The organism is Oceanobacillus sp. FSL K6-0251 (assembly GCF_038004725.1).
Taxonomy (GTDB): Bacteria; Bacillota; Bacilli; order Bacillales; family Amphibacillaceae; genus Oceanobacillus; species Oceanobacillus oncorhynchi.
The window spans coordinates 2543767-2566510 of sequence record NZ_JBBORS010000001.1; the positions used below are offsets into that span (position 1 = coordinate 2543767).

Here is a 22744-nt window from a genome sequence, read left to right on the forward strand (position 1 = left end):
AAAAGTATATTCATACAACAAGCGAGCTACCCATCTATGCTTAGACAGGCAACTCGCTTATTTATCACGTTGCTATTACATATTCGCAACAGTCGGCAAGGAAGTGGTTCCCATTAAATATTCATCAACCTGGTAAGCCGCTTCTCTCCCTTCATTAATTGCCCAGACAATTAAGCTCTGACCGCGGCGGGCATCTCCTGCTGTAAATACATTTTCTTCTGTTGTTAAAAACTTTCCATAAGCTGCAAGCACGCGGTTTCGCATCGTTTTCACCTCAAATGCTTTGACAGCTGTTTCCTCAGCACCTTCAAAACCGATAGCAATTAACACAAGCTGTGCCGGCCACACTTTTTCAGTTCCCGGTATTTCCTCAAAAAAGAAGACACCATTTTCATCCTGTTTTTTCTCCATTTGAATCGTATGCAGCTCTTTTAAATTCCCCTGCGCATCTGTTACAAATTTTTGTGTCTGGATAGAATATTCACGAATATCCTTCCTGAATTTTTCTTTCGCTTCCTTATGCGCATATTCCAGACTGAATACCTGCGGATAAGCCGGCCATTGGTTGGAGTCAGCCCGTTTCACCGGCAGCTGCGGATGCTTTCCGAATTGGACAATACTTTTAGCGCCCTGACGAAGGGCTGTGGCGATGCAATCCGCGCCAGTATCTCCGCCGCCGATAACAATCACATCTTTTCCTTCTGCATTTAACTCCTCTTCCAACTCGATATCTGCATCAAGCAGCTTTTTCGTTGAACGCGTCAAGTAATCCATCGCAAAACGGATTCCTTTTCCATCTCTTCCTTCTAAAGGCAGATCACGATGCTTCTGGGCACCAGTACAAATAATCACCGAATCAAAGCTTGCTTTCATATCCTCGGCTGAAATATCCTTTCCTACCTCGGTGTTCAATACAAAATGAATCCCTTCCTGCCGTAGCAATTGAATACGCCGTTCAACGACTCCCTTATCCAGCTTCATGTTTGGAATACCATAGGTCAATAATCCGCCGGCACGGTCTGCACGTTCGTAAATAGTTACTTCATGCCCCGCCTGGTTTAATTGATCTGCTGCCGCTAATCCAGCCGGCCCCGAACCAATCACAGCGATTTTTTTGCCAGTACGCACTTCTGGAATTCGCGGTTCAATCCAGCCTTCTTCAAAGCCTTTATCAATAATTTTCTGCTCAATATTCTTGATCGATACAGCCGGGTCATTAATCGCTACGGTACAAGAGCCTTCACATGGGGCAGGACAAACTCTCCCAGTGAATTCAGGAAAATTATTAGTTTTCATTAACCTGTCTAACGCTTCTCTCCATCTGCCTTTATAAACAAGGTCATTCCACTCCGGAATCAAATTATAGACAGGGCAGCCTGAGGTTGCCCCCTCGATTTCCATGCCGATATGACAAAACGGAATACTGCAATCCATGCAGCGCGCACCCTGCTGGCTTGCTGCATCATCAGAGAAGGTGCCAGCGTATTCTTTCCAATCTTTTATTCTTTCAAGCGGGTCACGCTCCGTTGCTTTTTTTCTTTTTATTTCCATAAATCCAGTTGCTTTACCCATTTACTCTGGCTCCTTTCTCTTCCTTCATCAAGGATTCCTCATCTAACTTTACGGTCATTTCGTTATTTTTCTTTGCCATAAACGCTTCATAACGCGCATCCTCTGTACCTAAGCCCTGTTCTTTAAACCATTGAATCTGCTGAAGCATTAATTTATAGTCTGTCGGGATTACTTTGACAAATTTCTTTACTTCTTCCTTCCAGTGCTTTAAGATAAATGCTGCTTTCTCACTGTTGGTATAATCTAAATGGTTGATAATCAAATCTTTTACTTCTTCCTGTTCCCCCAGATCTGTTATTTCTTCAAATTGAATCAGCGCCGCATTTGTTAAGGCGCGGAACGCAGGAATATCATCCGGTCTTACATAAGCAATTCCGCCAGACATTCCGGCTGCAAAGTTTTTACCGACATTGCCAAGGATAACAACTCTGCCGCCTGTCATATACTCGCAGCCATGATCTCCGACGCCTTCTACAACAATTTTTGCACCGCTGTTTCTGACTGCAAAACGCTCGCCTGCATAGCCATGAATATATGCTTCTCCGCTTGTCGCACCATAGAAGGAAACATTTCCAGCGATAACATTATGGCTGGCGTCAATGGTTGTATCTTCTGGCGCACGCACAATCACTTTCCCTCCTGAAAGCCCTTTGCCTACATAGTCATTGGCATCCCCACTTACTGTCATTGTCATACCTGAAGGGATAAAAGCACCAAAGCTTTGCCCGGCTGAACCGGTAAAATGTAGATTGATGGTATCCTCCGGCAGGCCTTCTTCTCCATATTTAGCCGTTATTTCACTGCCGACAATCGTGCCTGCCACACGATCTGTATTTTTTATAGAGAAGCTTGCTTCCATTGCTTCGCCTGTTTTTAATGATTCTTGAACAGCAGGCAGGATTTCTTTTATGTCTAAGGATTGATCTAATTTATAATCCTGCTGCGTGGTGTTTCTTTTGGTTCCTTCCACCTGATAAACAAGTGTTGATAAATCGAGATGCTTCGCTTTCCAATGTGCTTCAGCACGCGCTGACCTTTCCAAATATTCTGTACGCCCGATCATCTCATCCATTGTCCTGAAGCCAAGCTCTGCCATAATTTCCCTGACCTCTTCCGCAATAAACCGCATATAGTTCACAACATGGTCCGGGTCTCCGGCAAACTTTTTACGAAGTTCTGGATTTTGGGTAGCGACACCGACTGGGCAGGTATCCTTGTGACAGACACGCATCATCACGCAGCCGACAACAACGAGCGGCGCTGTAGCAAATCCATACTCCTCCGCTCCCAGCAAAGCTGCAGTTACCACGTCTTTTCCAGTTAACAGCTTGCCGTCCGTTTCTAAAATAACACGGTCTCTCAGTCCGTTTAGCATTAATGTCTGATGCGCTTCCGCCAGACCCAATTCCCACGGCAGACCTGTATGCTTAATACTTGTTTTTGGCGAAGCCCCTGTTCCTCCATCATAACCGACGACAGAGATAACGTCCGCATTCCCTTTAGCCACACCGGCAGCAATCGTTCCGACACCTGATTTAGCAACAAGCTTAACACTCACTCTTGCGTTGCGATTCGCATTTTTTAAATCATGGATCAACTGCGCCAAATCTTCAATGGAGTAGATATCGTGATGCGGAGGCGGAGAAATTAAATCGACTCCAGGTGTAGACCTGCGCACATCAGCAACCCATGGATATACTTTTTCCGCCGGCAGCTGACCGCCTTCTCCAGGCTTCGCTCCCTGCGCAACTTTAATTTGCAGTTCTTTCGCATTTACTAAATAGTTGCTCGTAACACCAAAGCGGCCGGATGCTACCTGCTTAATTGCGCTGGATCGTAAATCCCCATTCGCATCCGGGGTGAAGCGTGCTGTATCCTCGCCGCCTTCTCCGCTGTTGCTTTTACCGCCGAGGCGATTCATGGCAATCGCCAATGTCTCATGTGCCTCTTTACTAATAGATCCGAACGACATCGCTCCTGTTTTAAATCGTTTTACAATCGTGTCCACAGATTCTACCTCATCGATAGAAATCGAGTTTGTCTTTTTAAAGTCAAATAGATTTCGTAAAAAGCCGATACGCGCTTCATTTGATTCTTTAGAAAATTGCTTGAACAGCTTATAGTCCCCGCGCCGGCAGGACCATTGCAGCTTATAAATCGTTGACGGATTAAATGCGTGATGTTCACCTGTTTTTCGCCATTGAAACTCACTTCCTGAATCCAGAAGCTGATCAAATGCTTCCTGGTACCCTTCCTGATGACGTTTCTCTGTTTCAAGCTGAATCACACCCAAATCAATTCCGTCTATTTGCGAAGCCGTTCCGGTAAAATAATCTTCAATGACCTGCTTGCTGATGCCGACCGCCTCAAAAATCTGAGCACCGCGATAGCTCTGTACAGTTGAAATTCCGATTTTAGACATTACTTTGATAATGCCTTCTGTCGCCACGGCAATATATTTTGCCTGTGCTTCTTTTGGATTTAATGCTAATTTACCCGTTTCAAATGCCTGGTGGTAGGTTTGATACACGAGATATGGGTAAATCGCATCGACTCCATAACCAAGCATGGATGCAAAATGATGCACCTCACGCGCTTCCCCTGACTGGATAAGAATACTTGCTTTTGTACGGATACCTTCACGAATTAAATATTGATGCAGTCCGCTGACTGCAAGCAGTGCAGGTATCGCTTTCTGCATTTGATTCATTTCTGTATCCCGCAACACCAATATATTTTTCCCTTTATAGATTGCTGCTTTCGCCTGCTCAAACACTTGTTTCAGCGCAGCTTCCAAATCATCTGTAAATAATGCTTCAATGACTTCCGCTTTTAAACCGTCTATTTCGTTATTTTCAATTTTTTTCATCTGCACATTCGATAAAATTGGTGAATCCAGACGGATTCGTCTTTTCTTTTCAGTTTCCGGGTGAAGCATATCCCCCTCGCTTCCAAGCCAGGTCAGCATGGATGTCACTAACTGCTCCCGATAAGCATCAATCGGCGGATTTGTCACTTGAGCAAAGAGCTGTTTAAAATAATTGAACAGGCTTTGCGGACGTTCGGATAGAACAGCTAACGGAGCATCATTCCCCATTGCACCGATCGGGTCCTTTCCATCCTGCACAAGCGGAATCAAATACTTTTCAATATCCTCCATCGTATAACCGAATGCTTTCTGTTTATGATACAATTGCGGATCCATTTCTGTACTTTCATCAACTTCTGGAGCTAAGACGGCGGTTTGCTCCTTTACCCAATCTTGATAAGGGTATTCTGTTGTAATAGCAGATTTTATCTCTTCATCGGAAATAATTCTTCCTTTCTCGATATCTACTAATAGCATTTTTCCCGGACTTAATCGTTCCTTTAATAAAACATTGCTTTCCTCTACGTCAACGACACCTACTTCAGAGGAATAGATAATGTAATCATCCTTCGTCACATAATACCTTGCCGGACGCAGCCCATTTCGATCTAATATTGCTCCGATTTGCTTCCCATTCGTAAAGGTAATTGATGTTGGCCCATCCCAAGGCTCCATCATCAGACTGTGATATTGATAAAAAGCACGTCTTTCCTGATTCATATGGCTATTCTTATCCCATGGTTCAGGTATCAGCATCATCGCCGCATGAGCAGGCTCTCTTCCTGCAAGTGTTAAAAATTCCAGTGCATTATCTAATGTTGCTGAATCACTGCCGTCACTGCGGATAATGGGAAGCAGCTTTTCTAAATCATCGCCAAATGCATCAGAAACAAATTGTTTTTCTCTCGCCCGCATCCAATTGACATTTCCCCGTAATGTATTAATTTCGCCATTATGGATTAAATAGCGGTTCGGATGCGCCCGTTCCCAGGATGGAAATGTGTTTGTGCTGAATCGGGAATGAACGAGTGAAAAAGCCGAAACAAAATCCGTTTCCTGTAAATCTAAATAAAATCCGTTCACCTGCTCCGGAGTCAGCAAGCCCTTATATACAATGGTTCTGGCAGAAAGACTCGGAACATAGAAGCGAATATTCTTTTCCTCAGCCCAATGCTCTGCTTGTTTACGAATCACATACAGCTTTCTTTCAAAAGCCATTTCATCTGCCGCCATAGTCGACCGAATAAATACCTGCTTAACTTCCGGGAGCGTTTCTACTGCGCCTTTCCCGATACAAGCAGCGTCTACAGGCACATCTCTCCATCCAATCAACTGCTGTCTCTCCCCAGCAATCAGCTGATTTACTTGGTTTATGACTGCTGTTTGCTCTTGTTTATCTTGAGAAAGAAAGATCATACCAACAGCATATTCTCCTGCAGACGGCAGTTGAAATTCCGGGCAGACTCTTCTGAAATATTGATCGGGAATCTGTACCATTAAACCAGAACCGTCGCCCGTCATCGGATCACTTCCCTGTCCACCGCGGTGCTCCAGCTTACAAAGCATATCCAGCCCTTTTGTAACTGTGTCATGCGTCTGCTTCCCTTTAATATGTGCATATAAGCCAATGCCGCAAGCATCATGTTCAAAATCCGGGTGATATAGACCTTGTGCTTTTGGCAAATCTTGAAATATCATCTTTGTTCCTCCATTCCGTATCCATTAATATCTGTTTCATTCAGCGGGATGCTCTTTTCATCTCACACTGCAATAAAAGTGGGTAAAATATATTTTATGTTTTTTTATTTATCGAAACAATATATAATAAACATAGGAATAATCTAATTTTGATATGAGGTGGAAATATGGAACTGCGCCAATTAAGATATTTTGTTGCTGTAGCAGAAAGAGAACATGTATCAGAGGCTGCCTTCGAACTGCATGTTGCACAATCTGCAGTCAGCCGGCAAATTTCAAATTTAGAAAGTGAATTAGGGGTTCAGCTTTTTGAAAGAGCTGGGAGAAATGTACATTTAACACCTATTGGAAAAATATTTTTAACTCATATAAAATCCGCTTTAAGGGGAGTGGATTATGCTAAGAAACAGGTCGATGAATACTTAGACCCGGAAGGCGGTTCAATAAAAATCGGCTTTCCGACAAGCTTAGCCAGTAATCTCTTGCCGACCGTTTTATCCGCATTTAAGAAAAGCTATCCTAATATCCGTTTTCAATTAAGACAGGGGTCTTATAATTTTCTAATTGAATCTGTCCGGAATAGAGAAATTGATTTAGCATTCCTTGGCCCTGTTCCCGATAATCAGCCGGACATCATTGGCAAGGTTCTATTTATGGAAAATTTTTATGCTCTTATTCCCAGTTCTCACGCCAAATCAAACGAAGAAAAAATTTCTGTCGCAGAGTTAGAAGCGGAGAATTTTGTATTGTTTCCTGAGGGGTATGTGCTTCATCAGTTGGTTATTGATGCTTGTATCCGTTCTGGGTTTACACCGAATATTCAATCCCAAGGAGAGGACTTAGATGCCATTAAAGGATTAGTTGCAGCCGGGATGGGGATTACGTTACTTCCTGAAAGTGCCTTTAATGATTTAAATACCGCTTATAGCGCCAAGGTAGCTATTGATAATCCGCCTCTCAAGCGGGCAGTCGGTATTATCATTCCAAAAAATCGCAACCTGGCTCCATCTGAACGAGTTTTTTATAATTTTATTCAGGATTATTTTGATGTTGGGGAGTAAAATGATATCCGTCCAGGTCTTCAAGGATGATATTTCACAAAGAAATACCTATGCATTAAAAAACTCGTATTCGCTCATTAGCAAATACGAGTTTTTCTAACTAAACAACTTATAATTCACGAACCATTTTTATAATCACATCCGCTGCATTCTTTGCTGCTTTTTCTAAAAATACATCGAATGAAACCGATGATTTCTTTCCGGCAATATCTGATAATGCTCGAATAATGACAAATGGCGTTTGATATTGATAACACACCTGCGCAATTGCAGCAGCTTCCATTTCTAAAGCAAGCATTTCAGGAAAACGTTCACGGACAACAGCTGTCTGATCCTCACGCTGCATAAACGAATCACCAGTTGCAATAATACCTGTTTCTGCCTGAATACCTGATTCTAATACTACCTTACCTGCCAAATCTATTAAATCCGGCGAGGCTGTATAGACTGCAGGCATCCCCGGAACTTGTCCATAGACATAATTAAATGCTGTCGCATCCACATCATGATGCAATACCTCGGTGGAAATAACAACATCTCCAACCTCCAGGTTTTCAGCAAAACCTCCAGCAGACCCGGTATTAATAATTTTATCCGGATGAAACCGTTCATGTAAGATGGTTGCAGACATAGCTGCATTTACTTTCCCGATACCGGATAGCATGAGGACAACTTTTTTCCCTTCCAGGTAACCTTGATAAAAATGAGTCTTTGCTATTTCAATTTCTCGTACATCAGTCATGCTTTGTTTCAGTAATTCAATTTCTTCATCCATTGCTCCAATAATTCCGATAGTCATTCTAATCCTCCATTATTGTCCCGCCTCAATTTAATTCAATTCTTCTACCTGAGTCGGCTGCCAGCCTTCACCGTCAACCCAGTCTAGGAATACACGATAATTCTCTGAATTGCTTGAATCGGAAACGGTAGCAATTACTTTGTCAGGTCCATTATTTCCAACCCAGTGCTCTATCATACCATCTTCACTTAAACCAGTAACTTTAGAGACTGCTCTCTTAATTTCAACACGGTCTGCAGATCCATCACTAAAATCTGTATTATGGTCGCCTTCCTGTTCTGTACCGATCGGATCCCAGTCACCGGTATAGGCCTCCGCAACGTCATCACCGGAAGGTTCTGCAGACTCTCTGTCTTCGTAGGAATTATCTTCTTCATTTTCTTCCTCATTCTCATCTTCTTCATTGGCTGCATCTTCATCAGCATCCTCGTCTTCATCTGCATTGTCTTCTTCTCGATTTGCGTCCTCATTGTCAGATTCATTGTTATTTTCTTCATCTTCATTAGAATCCGGATCGGTTATTAAGAAGCCATTATCATCTTCTCCGCCGGCCTCCCCATTATCTTCCTCTGACGTATTTTCGGATGCATCCGATTCAGTACCTTCCTCCGTTGTATCATCTCCGCCGCCAAACACCCATACCGCAAGAAAAATAACTAAGACGATTCCTGCAGCAATAGATAGAATGGTAATTGCGTTTGTATTTTTTCTTCTTTTTTCAAATTTGTTTGATCTTGTCTGACTCACCAGAGATTCCCCCTCGCTACACTATTTACTTTATACTATCCTATCGAATCCAGCGATTTTTGTCTATTCTATTTTAGCACAAAATTGCTGTTTATTTCTTGTTTAAACTTAAAGGATTAAGAGAATGTGATGAAGATAGACGCCTTATTTAAATCCTTAAAATTTCGGGTATGTAATACTATTCGTACAGATTGTTTGGTTTTTAACGTTTTAATTAGAAAACTATTGCGTTTCCCGTTTCACAACATCGCTGCATTAATGCAGCAAGCAGGTTTATATTTTCAAACAGCATAGAAATATATAGAAGTACGAAAACTTACAGTTATGTTTAACTGTAAGTTTTCGTACTTCTAAAATATACGTTTGGATAACTTTTCTACTGGTCAAAGATAATATCTTTTTCTCAGTAGCTTCATCAAGATAAAAGCCTACGCAAACGCTTTCCAATTTTTATTCAACATTGGTTATACGGACTTCAATGTCTCCAGCTGGTGTAGCTACGGAAACTTCCTGTCCAATTTCTTGTCCTAACAGGCTTTTGGCCATTGGAGAATCATTGGAAATTTTCCCTTCGAACGGATCAGCTTCTGCACTGCCGACGATAGTATACGTTTCTTCATCCCCATCAGGCAATTCTACAAACGTAACTGATTTTCCAAGTCCAACTACATTAGGATCTTCATTATCATTTTCAATAATGACGGCATTGCGAATCATGTTTTCTACCTGGGTAATACGCTGTTCCACAAACGCTTGCTCATCTTTTGCCGCATCGTACTCCGAGTTCTCGGACAAATCTCCGAAATCACGAGCTACTTTTATTCTTTCAACGACCTCTTGGCGACGGTCCGTTTTTAAATAATGCAGTTCTTCCTCTAACTTGTCTTTCCCCTCTTGTGTCATGTAAAAGCTTTTTTCTGCAGCCATCTTCTAAACACTCCTTCTAATTTCTTTTCTATCTGGTAATAATCGCAGCTTATTCTCAAACCTGGTTTATCCAAAAGAACACAGCTGCCTATTCCTAGTATATATAAATTAATTAATAAAATTGGCTATATAGCTTATGTGCTAACTCTTCAAAATATACTAATCAATACTATGGCAGATATTACCTAAAATATCAAGAAAAATAATTATAAATTTGAATTCTTTACTAAGATATTTTCAATTTTAGATGCCATAATATCCACTGCAACATGATTTTCTCCGCCCTCTGGGATAATCAAATCTGCATACCGTTTTGACGGTTCAATAAATTGCATATGTGCCGGCCGGACCACTTGAATGTACTGGTCAATGACTGAATCCAATGTTCTCCCGCGATCTTTAATGTCTCTTAATAGCCGGCGGATAATTCTCAAATCTGCATCGGTATCGACAAATACTTTTATATCCATTAAATCAACGAGGTTAGCATCCTCTAAAATCAGAATTCCTTCAACGATAATGACTTCTTTGGGCTCAACATGGATTGTTTCTGTTGAACGGTTATGCACCTTATAATCATATATAGGCTTTTCAATTGATTTATATTCAAGTAATTGTTGAAGATGCTCTACTAATAAATCGTTATCAAATGCCAAGGGATGGTCATAATTTGTTTTTAATCTTTCCTCAAAAGGAAGATGCGACTGATCCTTATAATATGCATCCTGCTCAATTACCAGGATGGACGTTTCCTTAAAACGCTCATAGATAGCTCTTGTAACGGAGGTTTTTCCACTGCCGCTTCCTCCGGCAACACCGATTACAACGGGTTTATTTTTTTCCATGCTGCTAACTCCTTACACACCTTACTTTTTATAGCTAATGGAGACACCATCATCCATCGGTATAATCGATGTATGATAATCCGGATGATTCACTAGCATCTCATTGTACGATCTTAATTTCCGTACCAGTGTTTTATATTTTTTAGGCACCTCTTCATTCGAGAAGACCATGCCCCGAAATAATACATTATCGGTAATCAATACACCTCCGGGCATCAGCATTTTATCTGCTAAATCAAAATAAACTTGATATTGCCCTTTTGCTGCATCAATAAAAATAACATCATACTGTAATTTTTTTTCAGCTAATTCCTGCATGACTTCTGCGGCGTCTCCTAAAATAACTTCGATTTGATTATCACGTTTCTGTTCCTTGATATTTGTGATTGCTTCCTGATAACGATTGGCATCTTTTTCAATGGTAACGATATTTGCTTTTGACGCTCCTTCCAGCATACGCAATGCGGAATAACCAATCGCTGTGCCTACTTCTAAAATCTTTTCCGGCTGCTTCATCTTTAAAATAAGATTAATCATATGCATGCTGCTCCGGTTGATAATCGGCACATGATTGATTTCGGCATATTTTTCAAGAACGTCTGCAGCTCCTGAAGAAGCAGGAAGCAGATTTTCCAAGTAGCTCTCGATATCTTTTTCCATTTCATCATTTCCTTTTACATTCAACCATTATAATTGGTTCTTCACCAAAATCGATGGGTGACAATGCAGCTTTATTTTTAATATTAACAACCGCTGTGAGGGCATGACGGGTTGAGCAATCGCAACCAATCCTTAGAAAAACACGACCCTTTCCTGACGGCTAAAAAAGAAAACGGAAAATGGAGAAGCTCTCCATTAGTCCGTTTAAGAGTGAGCACTTTTGGAACACACTTTAATTGATATACTCTTCCCGGTTTTCTACATGTTCATCAAATGTTTCAGCAAAATGAATATTACCATCTTCATCATGTAAGAAATACAGATAATCGGAATCTTCCGGTGAGATTACTGCTTTCAAGGAGTTTTCCGCAAAATTCGATATCGGGCCTACCGGCAGTCCATCCACCAAATAGGTATTGTAAGGTGACTCGGTTTCTAAATCATCAAAGGTGACCACTGCTTGATGTTCTCCTTTTGCATACAATACCGTTGGATCTGTCTGCAGCTGGATATCCTCATCCAAACGATTCTGGAATACGCCGGCAATTTGTGCGCGCTCCTCTTCATGAGCAGTTTCTTTTTCCACTACGGATGCAAAGGTTATCGCTTCGTGTGGAGTAAAACCTCGATCTGCAATCTCTCCTTCATATTGCTGGAAGATAGAATTTGTTTGTTCTACCATACGATCTATTATCGATTCAATGGATGGTTCTTCTTCATAAAACTCATAAGTGGAAGCAAACATATAACCTTCTAAAGGGGTACGAATATCTTCATCCAGAATATCCTCCGTCAGTAAGGAAGGATATTCCTCCATTAATTCGTCAATAAAATCTGGATCATTGGCAACCTCCAGGAAATCTTCCTCCGAAAAAGAAAGCTGCTCACTATATATTTCAGCAATTTGGTCTACAGTCAATCCTTCAGGGATTGTAATAGTATGGACCGCATCGACAATAATTCTTCCATGCTGCAGCGATTCAATAATTTCATCCATGCTCATGGCTGTATTGAATGTATAATTTCCAGCTTGAAATTCGTTCACATTATTAAATTTTGTATAAAAACGAAATACACGGGCATCCTTGATAATTCCGTTTTCTTCAAGTATCCCGGCTATCGTTGAGCTGGAAGACCCAATCGGGATTTCCACTTCTACAGGAGTTGAATTTTCTTCATCAATAGGCTGTAGTGCAGAATGAATATATAAATAACCTGAAATTCCGCCGATTATTAAGATGAGCGTAAAACAAACAATAATAATTGCGACAATCTTTCTTACTTTAGAAGCATCTTTTGCTCTTTGTATAAGATTCTTTTGGAATCCGTTATGCTTGTCATCTTTTGACACTCTGTGTCCCCCTTTCATCCGCTTCATTATACTAAATTCATATAAAATTATCCAATATTCCTGTTATTTTATTTCATCCTTCTACATCTTAAACAAAAAGATTCATTTTCAACAGGAATTTTGAAAAAAATATATATTTCAGCAAGTATGAAAAGGGATAGAAAGCAGCAATTACACGGGAAAAGAAAGCTGATGTCACAAAATGTGAATGTCAGCTTTCTTTTATCTCTTTACTCTTCTTCTTCAGCTAATGTGTTTAACATTTCCTCTACCATGCTCCACTCTTCATCGGAATCAATCGGGTACAGGGTAAAATCTTCATTCTCCTGTTCTTCGTAACGGAATGCGTATACCTCTACCTCTTCATCCTCTGCTTGTTCAGCAGGCACGACAGCAATATAAGATTGTTCTGTTTCATCCACATCAAAGGTGAATAGCACTTCAAACAAATGCTCGTCCCCATTTTCGTCGGGGATAATAATGCGTTCTTTTTCTTCTAATGTCATTACATAATGCCTCCTTTTGAATCTAGATAACCCTGCAAAATCATTGTAGCTGCCATCTTATCAATTACTTTTTTCCTTTTCTTGCGGCTCATGTCCGCTTCCAGCAGTACACGTTCCGCTGCCATCGTGGTTAAACGCTCGTCCCATAATACCACAGGCAATTCATACTTTTCCTTTACATACGCAGCATAGCGCTCGGACGCCTCGCCTCTTTCACCAATCGTGCCGTTCATATTTTTAGGGAGTCCGATTACAATCAGAGATGCTTCATTTTCCTCAATCAGACCCTTTAGTTCTTCATCTGCAGATTCAAATTCATTCTCATCCCAATAAATAGTGGTTAACCCTTGCGCTGTCCAGCCAAGGGCATCACTTACGGCAACACCTATTGTTTTTGAACCCACGTCTAAACCTATCGCTTTCATGAATTCTCCTTATTCTGTTCTAGATAAAACTTTACAAGTTCTTCAATAACTTCATCCCGTTCAACTTTACGTATCAAATTACGCGCATCATTATATCTAGGAATGTATGCAGGATCACCTGACAATAGGTATCCGACAATCTGATTGATCGGATTATATCCTTTTTCCTGTAATGATTCATGAACAGTCATTAAAATCTTTTTAATATCCTGGTCAAATGGTTCTTCGGAAAAGTTGAATTTCATTGTTTTATCAATTGAACTCATAATGACACCTCGTCCTTCATTAACCTTCTACTTCTATTTTAACATGTTTATCTCTATCATTATACTTATTAACGAGAAAACATACAACCAAGGATTAAGCATTTGTCACGTCTGTTACATAAGTTAAAGCACTTTGTAATGCTTCTGTAACTTTATATGGGTCTTTTCCCCCAGCTTGTGCCATATCCGGACGACCACCACCGCCGCCGCCGCAAATTGCAGCTGCCTGCTTCACCAAGTTTCCGGCATGGAGATTTTGTTTCATCAGGTCTTTTGTCACTCCTGCAATAAGCTGTACTTTATTATTATTGACAGCTGCGAGAAGAATTACACCTGATTCTATTTTTTGTTTTAATTCATCTACCATCGAACGTAACTGATTCATATCTTTTACATCGACTTGTTTAGCCAGAACTTTTACATTATTTACCTCTTTTATTTCATCTAAAATAGAAGATGCTTCGAGATTAGATAGTTTAGCCTGCAGTGAATCTATCTGTTTTTGTGTTTCTTTTAATTCCGATTGTAAAGCAGTCACTTTTTGCGGAATCTGCTCGTCTTTAGCTTTTAATAATGTACCTGACTGCTTCAACAATTCGATTTTATTATTTAAATAGCTGTAAGCTTCTTTGCTTGTAACAGCTTCAATCCTTCTTGTACCTGCACCTATGCCGCTTTCTGATACGATTTTAAACAAGCCTATTTCAGCTGTATTGCTCACATGGCATCCGCCGCACAACTCAATACTGTAATCATTGATTTGAACAACCCGGACAACATCGCCATATTTTTCACCGAATAAGGCCATTGCCCCCATCGCTTTTGCTTCTTCAATTCCTTTTGTTTCAATCACAACCGGAATCGATTCCCATATTTTTTGATTTACTATTTTTTCGATTTCATCCAGTTCTTCATCCGTTACACTGCTGAAATGAGAAAAATCAAAGCGGAGACGATTGGTCCCGTTCAATGAACCTGCCTGATTAACATGAGAACCCAGTACATCTTTTAATGCCTGATGAAGTAAATGCGTCGCCGTATGGTTTTTAATGACATCATTCCGAAATGCACGGTCAACAACCGCTTCTGCTTGCTCCCCAACCTGTAATACGCCCTCTTTTACTTCTACACGGTGGATATGCTGGCCATTTGGAGACTTTTGCACATCCGTAACGACCGCATAGGCATGATCTGTTTGAATGAAACCAATATCAGCAACCTGCCCACCGCTTTCCGCATAAAATGGCGTTTCCTTCAGCAGAATATATGCTTCTTGTCCTGCTTCTGCAGATTCTGTTGTTTCTTTGCCCTGAATGATTGCTTGAATGACCGTTTCTTTTTCTAATAAAGAATATCCTACAAATTCACTTTCTACATCTATCGTTGAAAAAACAGTGTCTTGAACCTGCATGGAATCCACTTTTTGCCGTGCATTTCTTGCTCTTTCACGCTGCAGCTTCATTTCATTTTCAAAGCCTTCTTGATTCACAGTAAAACCAAGTTTTTCTACATATTCTTCTGTTAATTCCTTTGGAAAACCGTACGTATCATATAAGCGGAATACTTCTTCCCCAGGAAATATCGTGCTTCCTTTTTCTTTTTCTGCTTCCATAAGTTTGGTTAAGATTTCTAATCCATCATTTAACGTTTCATGGAAGCGATCCTCCTCCACTTTAATTATTTTTTGAATGTAGTCTGTTTCCTTTACAACCTCCGGATAGAAATCTTTCATAATTTCAGCTACTACCGGAACAAGACGGTACATAAAGGCTTCATGGATATTAAGGTCCTTCGCAAAACGGATAGCACGGCGAAGCAGCCGGCGCAGGACATAACCTCTGCCTTCATTCGACGGCATGGCCCCATCACCAATGGCAAAGCTGACTGTTCGAATATGATCAGCAATTACTTTAAATGCCGTATCCGCTGCATCATCCTCCCCATATTTGCTGTTTGCAATCATTTCCGTTGCCTGGATAATCGGCATAAATAAATCTGTTTCATAGTTTGTAGGTACCTCTTGAATAATGGAGGTTAACCGTTCTAATCCCATTCCTGTATCAATGTTTTTCTTTGGCAGCGGTGTATACGTATCGTCTGGATTATGGTTAAATTGCGAAAACACGAGATTCCAAACCTCTAAATACCTGCTGTTTTCTCCCCCCGGATAAAGTTCTGGATCAGCCGGGTCATTTCCATAGCTTTCGCCTCTATCATAAAAAATCTCGGTATTCGGTCCGCTTGGGCCTTCTCCAATATCCCAGAAGTTTTCTTCCAATCGGATGATCCGCTCTTTTGGCAGACCAATTTTTTGCAGCCAAAGATCATACGCTTCATCATCTTCCGGGTGAACCGTGACAGATAATTTTTCCGGATCAAAACCTATCCATTTCTCATCTGTCAAAAACTCCCATGCCCATTCAATCGCTTCTTCTTTAAAATAATCACCAATGGAGAAGTTTCCTAGCATCTCAAAAAACGTATGGTGACGCGCTGTAAAACCGACGTTTTCAATATCATTTGTACGTATTGCTTTTTGTGCATTCACAATCCTAGGATTATCCGGGATAATCCGGCCGTCAAAATATTTTTTTAATGTTGCCACCCCGCTATTAATCCAAAGAAGCGTAGGGTCTTCATGCGGTACTAAAGAAGCACTTGGTTCAACCTGATGCCCTTTCTCTTTAAAAAAATCAATAAACATTTGCCGAATTTCTGCGGAACTTAAAAATTTCATTATCATTTTCCCTCCTTTTTTTTATCAAACAAAAAATCTCCTCTCTGCATCATTGCAGGGACGAGATTTCGCGGTACCACCCTTATTATGAACAATCCATGTTCATCACTTTCATCATAATAACGGTATGATACCGACGGGGATTAGCCGTACTCCAGTGTAGCTTTCCATAACAGTATAATTAGGATTCCTTTCAGCCGGGGGAGTCCCTCTCTTGAAATATCATGTCATGTACTTAATACCTTCAACGTGTTCTACATGATTAAAAATGACAGTTTTTTATCATTTCCTGTTGTTTGTATGATTATAGCGTTATTATAGTGATTTTTCCGCTGTATGTCAATTTTTCGCCTTTAAAAAATAGATGATGAAATACTTATTATTAATTCAGCCGGCTTTTGACATTCGATACTGCTGAATCAATACTTTCAACATAGTAAAAACAGGTACTGAAATAACCATACCAATGACACCAGCCAGTTGGCCGCCCAATAATAAGGCGAAGATAATCCCGATTGGATGAATCTTGACTGTTTTCCCCATAATATATGGTGATAATAGATTGCTTTCAATCAATTGGATGATAAAGATAATTACGATAACGAATAACGCTTTTTCCGGCTCCACCATATAAGCAACGGTTACTACCGGGATGGCACCGAGGATCGGACCAAAATAAGGAATGATATTGACGATTGCCAGAATGATACCAAGCAATAAAGCATAAGGTAAATCTAACCACATCCAGCTCAGAGTGGAAATAACACCAACAGCTGCACTGATAATAAACTGTCCTCGGATATAACCGCCAAGTCCTTTTCCTATTTCCCTGCATACATTTCCTGTTTCCTCCCGATATTTATACGGGATAAGACGAAATAAAAAGGATTTGATAAACGGATAGTCTTTTAAGAAATAAAATACAAGGACAGGAATAATAGTCAAGAGAATAACTGCGTCCATCATTCCATTAAAACCGCCGATAATTTTTCCTGAGAAGTTATTCATCGTATTCTCGAGAGATTGAATAAACATATCCATCCGGTCATGCACTGTCTCGGGTAAAAAGGCGGTAGATGTATACACCTTATTTAATCCTTCTTGATACAGCGCGATAAATTCTGGAAAGTTCCGGCTCATTTCCTTCACCTGTTCAACGATTAGTGGATACGCGCGGTATATTGCGTAGCCGGCGCCTCCGAAAAAGACCAGATATATCACTAAGATTGCTATCCCGCGGTGAATCCGGTACCGATACAGCCACTCAATGAATGGATGCAGCAAGAAAGCCAAAATTCCGGCAATCAAAAACGGAAGCACCAGTTTAAGGATAAAGGAAAAAAATGCCCCATAATATGGTTTGGTAATAGCTAAAAAATATAAAAGAATAAAAGAAAGAATAGCAATCACAAGGAAATAGATGACTTGCTTTGCCTTTATTTTTTTCCACATAATAATCACTCCCAGTCCATGGTAGTGTAACCAACAGACTGGGAGTTTATAATAGGATGTTCAAAAAGTTACTAAATGATAATCGGCGAACTTTTTCTTTTTAGCTGACGTGGTTTTTCTGATGGGGCTGGGACTGCGGTTACCAATGTTGTCAGGTTCATCGACCGCTACGGAAAAACACTACGCTTTCCGTGAGCTTGAGCTCAGCCTCCTCGAAAAAAGAAGTTCGCTTTTTTCTGCGGGGTCTTCCCTCCGCGCTTTCCCACAGGAGTCTCCGTGTTTTTCCTGCCGCTAGATAGTCTTATTGCTATTTACTTGTATCAAATATAATTTTTATAAAATTCATTAACCTGACAACATTGCTGCGGTTACTCGCCCCGCCGAAAACCATTGCCCGCTTTAGAAACCCATATTATAATAATCTTCTTTCTTCTTTTGAAAATAGATCGTCTAATGAACTGAGTGTCCCGTCCGCTTCTACCTGGTGGATGTGTACTTCCTTTCCAGACACTGTTAATTCAATCGAACACACCCAGCAATAATAACTTGTGGGGCTTAATTTTCCTATTTGTTTTTCCCGGCAATTTGGACATACTAGCATACATCTTCATCCTTTTTCTGCTTCTATCAGTCCAAGTATTGCCCCAAATAAAAATATTTATACATTTAATCCATAAAATCGTAGGGAGACAGTTCTTCCTCCGGGATGTCCTCTACCGTTTCATATTCCTTCTTCTCCGCTTTTTGATTCGCTAATTGAATGTGCAGCATTTCCTGTAATGAAGTATATCTGCGATTCGTATCTTCCGTTTGCACACCTTTAATAAAGGCCTCTTTTTCACCGCAAATAATCAATGACTCTTTTCCTCTTGTAATTGCTGTATACAAAAGATTTTTTCGCAACATGCGGTGGTGTGAATAAACCACCGGAAGAATCACAATTGGAAATTCACTTCCCTGTGATTTATGAATGGAAATACAAAACGCATGAGTAAAGTTATTATAATCTTTTCGAATGAAAACAACTTCTTTATCTTCAAATGCAATTACAATCTGTTCTTCATTCTCTGCATTTTCTTCCGGTTTAAACATGGCGACAATCTCTCCAATGTCCCCATTGTATATGCCATCCTCAGGCTGATTGATTAACTGTATTACACGATCGCCGACACGATAAACCACATCCTGAAATGCAATCTCCCGTTTTTTCTCGCCGGGAGGATTAATCAATTGCTGCAATGCTTCATTGATTGCATGAATGCCAGCTTGCGAACGATACATGGGAGACAGCACCTGAATAGAAGAAGAATCAATTCCTTTTTTTTGCGCTTTATCAATAATAGATGTCAACACATCTGTCATCTGATAATCATGACAGGAAATAAAACTGAAATCACGCGCATTCTCCAACGAATTTTTATCACAATCGGTGTTTTTAATTTGGTGGGCAAGCTGAATAATTTTAGAGCCCTCTTTTTGACGATATACATCCGTTAATGAAATAACCGGCAATACCTCACTTTTCATCAAATCAGTTAAAACCTGACCCGGCCCCACCGATGGAAGCTGGTCTTCATCACCAACCAGAATAATCTGCATTGTATCGGGAATAGCTTTAAATAAGTGATTGGCTAACCAGGTATCAACCATGGAAAATTCATCAACAATCAGCAGCTTTCCGGATAATGGTTCATGCTCATCTTTTTCAAAGCTGCCCATACCGTTCCAGCCAAGTAATCGATGGATGGTCACAGCCGGCAAGCCAGTTGACTCAGACATCCGTTTTGCTGCCCGCCCGGTAGGAGCTGTTAATATAAACGGAAAATTATCTTTCTTTTGATAATCCGATAGATTTAAAGAAAGCTCGTGGATTTGGGCAAATGCTTGAATAATTCCGGTGATTACCGTTGTTTTCCCCGTTCCCGGTCCGCCTGTTAAAATCATAATTTTTGAGTGGATTGCCTGAACAATGGCATCAAATTGTTCTTTTCCATAGCTCAATGACTCTTCTTCCTCAATCTCACCCGTTATCTTCAAAAGCTCCGCCAAAGGCACTTCATCCTCTATCGGTTTGGTAAGAATTTTTTTCAAGCTGGCAGTAAAGTTATCCTCTGCATAATATAACGAGGGCAGGTAAACACGTTCATCAATGACAATAACCTTTTTTTCTGTATTTAACTGCATGATAACATCAGAAACAGAGCCTTGGTCTGGATTAGGCAGATGAAGTAAATAAATAACCTCCTGCATACATTTTTCAAACGGAAGATACACATGACCTGCCTGAATGCTTTGCTGCAGAATATAAATGACACCTGCACCAATACGGCTTTCATGTGTATGTGAAATCCCTTGTCCGGAAGCTATTTGATCTGCCATTTTGAACCCGAAGCCTTCAATATCAAAAACATATTGATACGGATCTTTTTTCAGAACCTCTAATGCTTCATCTCGATAAGTCTGATAAATGACCTGAGCCATTTTCAGACCAATTCCGTACTCTGATAATTTAACAGCAACCCGTTCAAATCCTTGATTTTCCCGGAGACGCTCAGCCAGCTTTTTTCCTGTTTCCTTGGATACGCCGGAGACGCCGTCTAAAACAGAGGGATCATCCATAATTTTAGACACAGCATTCTCTCCAAGCTTCTCTACAATTTTTAAGGCGCTCTTTTTTCCGACACCGTAAAATAAATCACTGGATAAATATTGGACAAGCCCATCCTTTGTGGTCGGCAGAATGGTCTCATAGGATTGTACTTTTAATTGTGAACCATAGCGGGGATGCTTCTCCATCACTCCATAAAAACAATAGGCAGTCTGATCCTGAAGCTGATCAAAATACCCCTTTACAATGATTTCTTTATCTTGATAATCAAGGTTTGTTTTTGTTATTTTAATTCGGACGATAGAGAAATGTTCTGCCTCATTGCGAAAAATTGTATTGATGACGCTCCCTGTTACAAAAGGCAGTGCTTCCTTTGTTTCTATCTGGTTTCCCATGATGATTACCCCTTATTTATCCTCAAATTGCTCCATATACTGTAATGCAATTTTCTTTCCGTTTGCAGCTAAGACATGATCTGACTGCAATTCCAGTGCTTTTTCAAAATAACGCAAAGCTTCCTCTATTTTCTCATGGAATAAGGAAATCACACCCAGATTATAATAAGCATCGCTATGCGCTTCATCCAATTCAAGCACTTTTTCAAATGTTTTTTGCGCTTCATCTAACAATTCAACCTGAGCTAAGGACAAACCATATTGAAACAGAAAGCTCTCATCCTGAGAGTCTAGTTCGGTTGCCCGTAATAAATAAGGTAAAGACAGCTTCCACTGTTCTTGATTCCGGAAGCACATCCCGAGCATAAAGTAAGCATCCGCTTCCTCCAGCCCCTGCTCAATTGCCTTTAGAAATTTTTGCGAAGCTTTCTGGTAATCTTCCTTCTCAAAATATAAATTACCTAAACCATAATAAGCTGTTGCTGCTTTTTCATCCAGTTCAACAGCACGCTCAAAAAAGCGCTCTGCCCTTTCTGTCTCATTCAGCTGCATTAAAAGGTTGCCGAAATTAATATAACCGAGCGGATCGTTGGGTGACTCTTCAATAACGTCGTTAAACAGCTGTGCTGCTTCTTCATACTTTTTTTCATTTAATAATGCAATTGCCTGCTGATTTTTATCCATTTATCAAACCATCCTACTAACCAACATATTGTAATGCTTTATTATCTTTAATAATTTCATCAATCGTTCCGCCGCCGAGACAAATATCGCCTTGATAAAATACCACGGCTTGGCCAGGCGTAATTGCCCGCTGGCTTTCTTTAAATGCGACATAGGCTTTATCGTCTTTCACTGTCACCGTTACTTCTGAATCTTTCTGACGATAGCGGAATTTCGCTGTGCAAGTAAATGTTTCTTCAATTTGATCCGGCTGTACCCAATTAATATCCGTTGCTACGAGCGAGTCCGAATATAGATAATCATTATGATAGCCCTGTGCAACATATAAATAATTATCTTCTAAATTTTTGCCCACAACAAACCAAGGGTCACCAGAACCGCCGATGCCAAGCCCTTGACGCTGACCGATTGTATAGTACATTAACCCATCATGATTTCCTTTTTCAATCCCATCCAACGTCATCATTTTTCCTGGCTGTGCCGGCAAATATTCACTTAAAAAGGTTTTAAAATTTCGTTCTCCAATAAAGCAGATGCCGGTAGAGTCTTTCTTCGCTGCCGTTACCAAACCATAATCAGCTGCAATTTTGCGGACCTCCGGCTTTGGCAGATGCCCTAACGGAAACATGACTTTTTCTAATACATCTGAGCTGAGTTGATTTAAGAAATAAGTTTGATCCTTATTGTCATCCGCCCCGCGCAGCATTTGAATACTGCCATTTTCATCTCTTGCCACCTGCGCATAATGTCCGGTAGCTAGATAATCTGCCCCTAGAGAAAGCGCATGGTCAAGAAATGCTTTGAACTTGATTTCTTTATTACACATCACATCCGGATTTGGCGTTCTTCCCGCTTTATATTCATCCAGAAAATAGGTGAATACCTTGTCCCAGTATTGTTTTTCAAAATTGACTGAGTAATAGGGTATATCTAATTGATTACAGACCCGGACAACATCATCAAAGTCTTCTGTCGCGGTACAGACTCCAAATTCATCTGTATCATCCCAGTTTTTCATAAAGATCCCTACAACATCATATCCTTGTTCTTTTAATAGTAGTGCTGCAACGGAAGAGTCGACACCGCCGCTCATACCAACAACAACACGTGTATTTTTATTCTCTTTCATTTCCGCCCCTCCT

18 protein-coding genes and 1 other annotated feature are annotated in these 22744 nt (G+C 40.5%); of the genes, 1 reads left to right on the plus strand and 17 read right to left on the minus strand.

The genetic code is table 11. The annotated features are described in order from the left end of the window. Window positions 1-75: 75 nt before the first annotated feature. The gene (locus MKY45_RS12845) at window positions 76-1572 is read right to left on the minus strand and encodes a glutamate synthase subunit beta (protein ID WP_212928153.1); all 1497 of its coding nucleotides are present in this window, start codon (window positions 1570-1572) and stop codon (window positions 76-78) included. After that, entirely contained in the window at window positions 1565-6139 is a 4575-nt protein-coding gene (gene gltB, locus MKY45_RS12850; protein WP_341172995.1) for a glutamate synthase large subunit, read from the minus strand. Before gltB ends, MKY45_RS12845 begins: the two co-directional genes overlap by 8 nt. Window positions 6140-6306: 167 nt before the next feature. Here gltB and MKY45_RS12855 point away from each other — a divergent pair, with 167 nt between their 5' ends. Next, a complete protein-coding gene (locus MKY45_RS12855; RefSeq protein ID WP_042534308.1) occupies window positions 6307-7200 on the plus strand; it encodes a LysR family transcriptional regulator in 894 nt (297 codons plus the stop codon). A 109-nt stretch (window positions 7201-7309) separates the two neighbouring features. On the opposite strand, the gene mtnN is transcribed toward MKY45_RS12855, so the two are convergent. From mtnN to mnmA, 15 genes are all read right to left on the minus strand, one after another. Then, window positions 7310-7999 carry a 5'-methylthioadenosine/S-adenosylhomocysteine nucleosidase gene (mtnN, locus tag MKY45_RS12860; RefSeq protein ID WP_341172996.1) on the minus strand — a complete coding sequence of 230 codons (690 nt, stop codon included), beginning with the start codon at window positions 7997-7999 and terminating at the stop codon, window positions 7310-7312. 30 nt (window positions 8000-8029) lie between these two features. Beyond that, window positions 8030-8746: a YrrS family protein gene (locus MKY45_RS12865; RefSeq protein WP_341172997.1), complete on the minus strand. Its 717-nt coding sequence runs from the start codon at window positions 8744-8746 to the stop codon at window positions 8030-8032. 450 nt (window positions 8747-9196) lie between these two features. Beyond that, window positions 9197-9673, minus strand: coding sequence for a transcription elongation factor GreA (gene greA, locus MKY45_RS12870; RefSeq protein ID WP_193062258.1), 477 nt, complete (start codon window positions 9671-9673; stop codon window positions 9197-9199). A 206-nt stretch (window positions 9674-9879) separates the two neighbouring features. Beyond that, window positions 9880-10518 (minus strand): uridine kinase, encoded by a 639-nt coding sequence (udk, locus tag MKY45_RS12875; protein WP_042534315.1) that lies wholly within the window; start codon window positions 10516-10518, stop codon window positions 9880-9882. Window positions 10519-10539: 21 nt separating this feature from the next. Continuing rightward, a complete protein-coding gene (locus MKY45_RS12880) occupies window positions 10540-11178 on the minus strand; it encodes an O-methyltransferase (protein ID WP_341172998.1) in 639 nt (212 codons plus the stop codon). A gap of 232 nt (window positions 11179-11410) precedes the next feature. Next, a complete protein-coding gene (mltG, locus tag MKY45_RS12885) occupies window positions 11411-12529 on the minus strand; it encodes an endolytic transglycosylase MltG (protein WP_341172999.1) in 1119 nt (372 codons plus the stop codon). A gap of 230 nt (window positions 12530-12759) precedes the next feature. Beyond that, window positions 12760-13035, minus strand: a complete 276-nt coding sequence (locus MKY45_RS12890) for a DUF1292 domain-containing protein (RefSeq protein ID WP_042534317.1) — start codon at window positions 13033-13035, stop codon at window positions 12760-12762. Continuing rightward, window positions 13035-13460 (minus strand): Holliday junction resolvase RuvX, encoded by a 426-nt coding sequence (gene ruvX / locus MKY45_RS12895; RefSeq protein ID WP_042534319.1) that lies wholly within the window; start codon window positions 13458-13460, stop codon window positions 13035-13037. The genes MKY45_RS12890 and ruvX overlap by 1 nt, the downstream gene beginning before the upstream one ends. After that, window positions 13457-13726, minus strand: coding sequence for an IreB family regulatory phosphoprotein (locus MKY45_RS12900; protein ID WP_042534321.1), 270 nt, complete (start codon window positions 13724-13726; stop codon window positions 13457-13459). The genes ruvX and MKY45_RS12900 overlap by 4 nt, the downstream gene beginning before the upstream one ends. 94 nt (window positions 13727-13820) lie before the next feature. After that, window positions 13821-16463 carry an alanine--tRNA ligase gene (gene alaS, locus MKY45_RS12905; protein WP_341173000.1) on the minus strand — a complete coding sequence of 881 codons (2643 nt, stop codon included), beginning with the start codon at window positions 16461-16463 and terminating at the stop codon, window positions 13821-13823. A gap of 53 nt (window positions 16464-16516) precedes the next feature. Then, window positions 16517-16720: a binding site (T-box leader), on the minus strand. A 130-nt stretch (window positions 16721-16850) separates the two neighbouring features. Next, window positions 16851-17915, minus strand: coding sequence for an AI-2E family transporter (locus MKY45_RS12910; protein ID WP_341173001.1), 1065 nt, complete (start codon window positions 17913-17915; stop codon window positions 16851-16853). Between the two features lie 412 nt (window positions 17916-18327). After that, window positions 18328-18516: a hypothetical protein gene (locus MKY45_RS12915; RefSeq protein ID WP_084612979.1), complete on the minus strand. Its 189-nt coding sequence runs from the start codon at window positions 18514-18516 to the stop codon at window positions 18328-18330. A 65-nt stretch (window positions 18517-18581) separates the two neighbouring features. Beyond that, complete coding sequence (recD2, locus tag MKY45_RS12920) at window positions 18582-20918, minus strand: SF1B family DNA helicase RecD2 (RefSeq protein ID WP_042534325.1); 2337 nt, start codon at window positions 20916-20918, stop codon at window positions 18582-18584. A 12-nt stretch (window positions 20919-20930) separates the two neighbouring features. Beyond that, a complete protein-coding gene (locus tag MKY45_RS12925) occupies window positions 20931-21602 on the minus strand; it encodes a tetratricopeptide repeat protein (protein WP_042534326.1) in 672 nt (223 codons plus the stop codon). Between the two features lie 16 nt (window positions 21603-21618). After that, window positions 21619-22731: a tRNA 2-thiouridine(34) synthase MnmA gene (gene mnmA / locus MKY45_RS12930; RefSeq protein ID WP_042534327.1), complete on the minus strand. Its 1113-nt coding sequence runs from the start codon at window positions 22729-22731 to the stop codon at window positions 21619-21621. Window positions 22732-22744 lie beyond the last annotated feature (13 nt).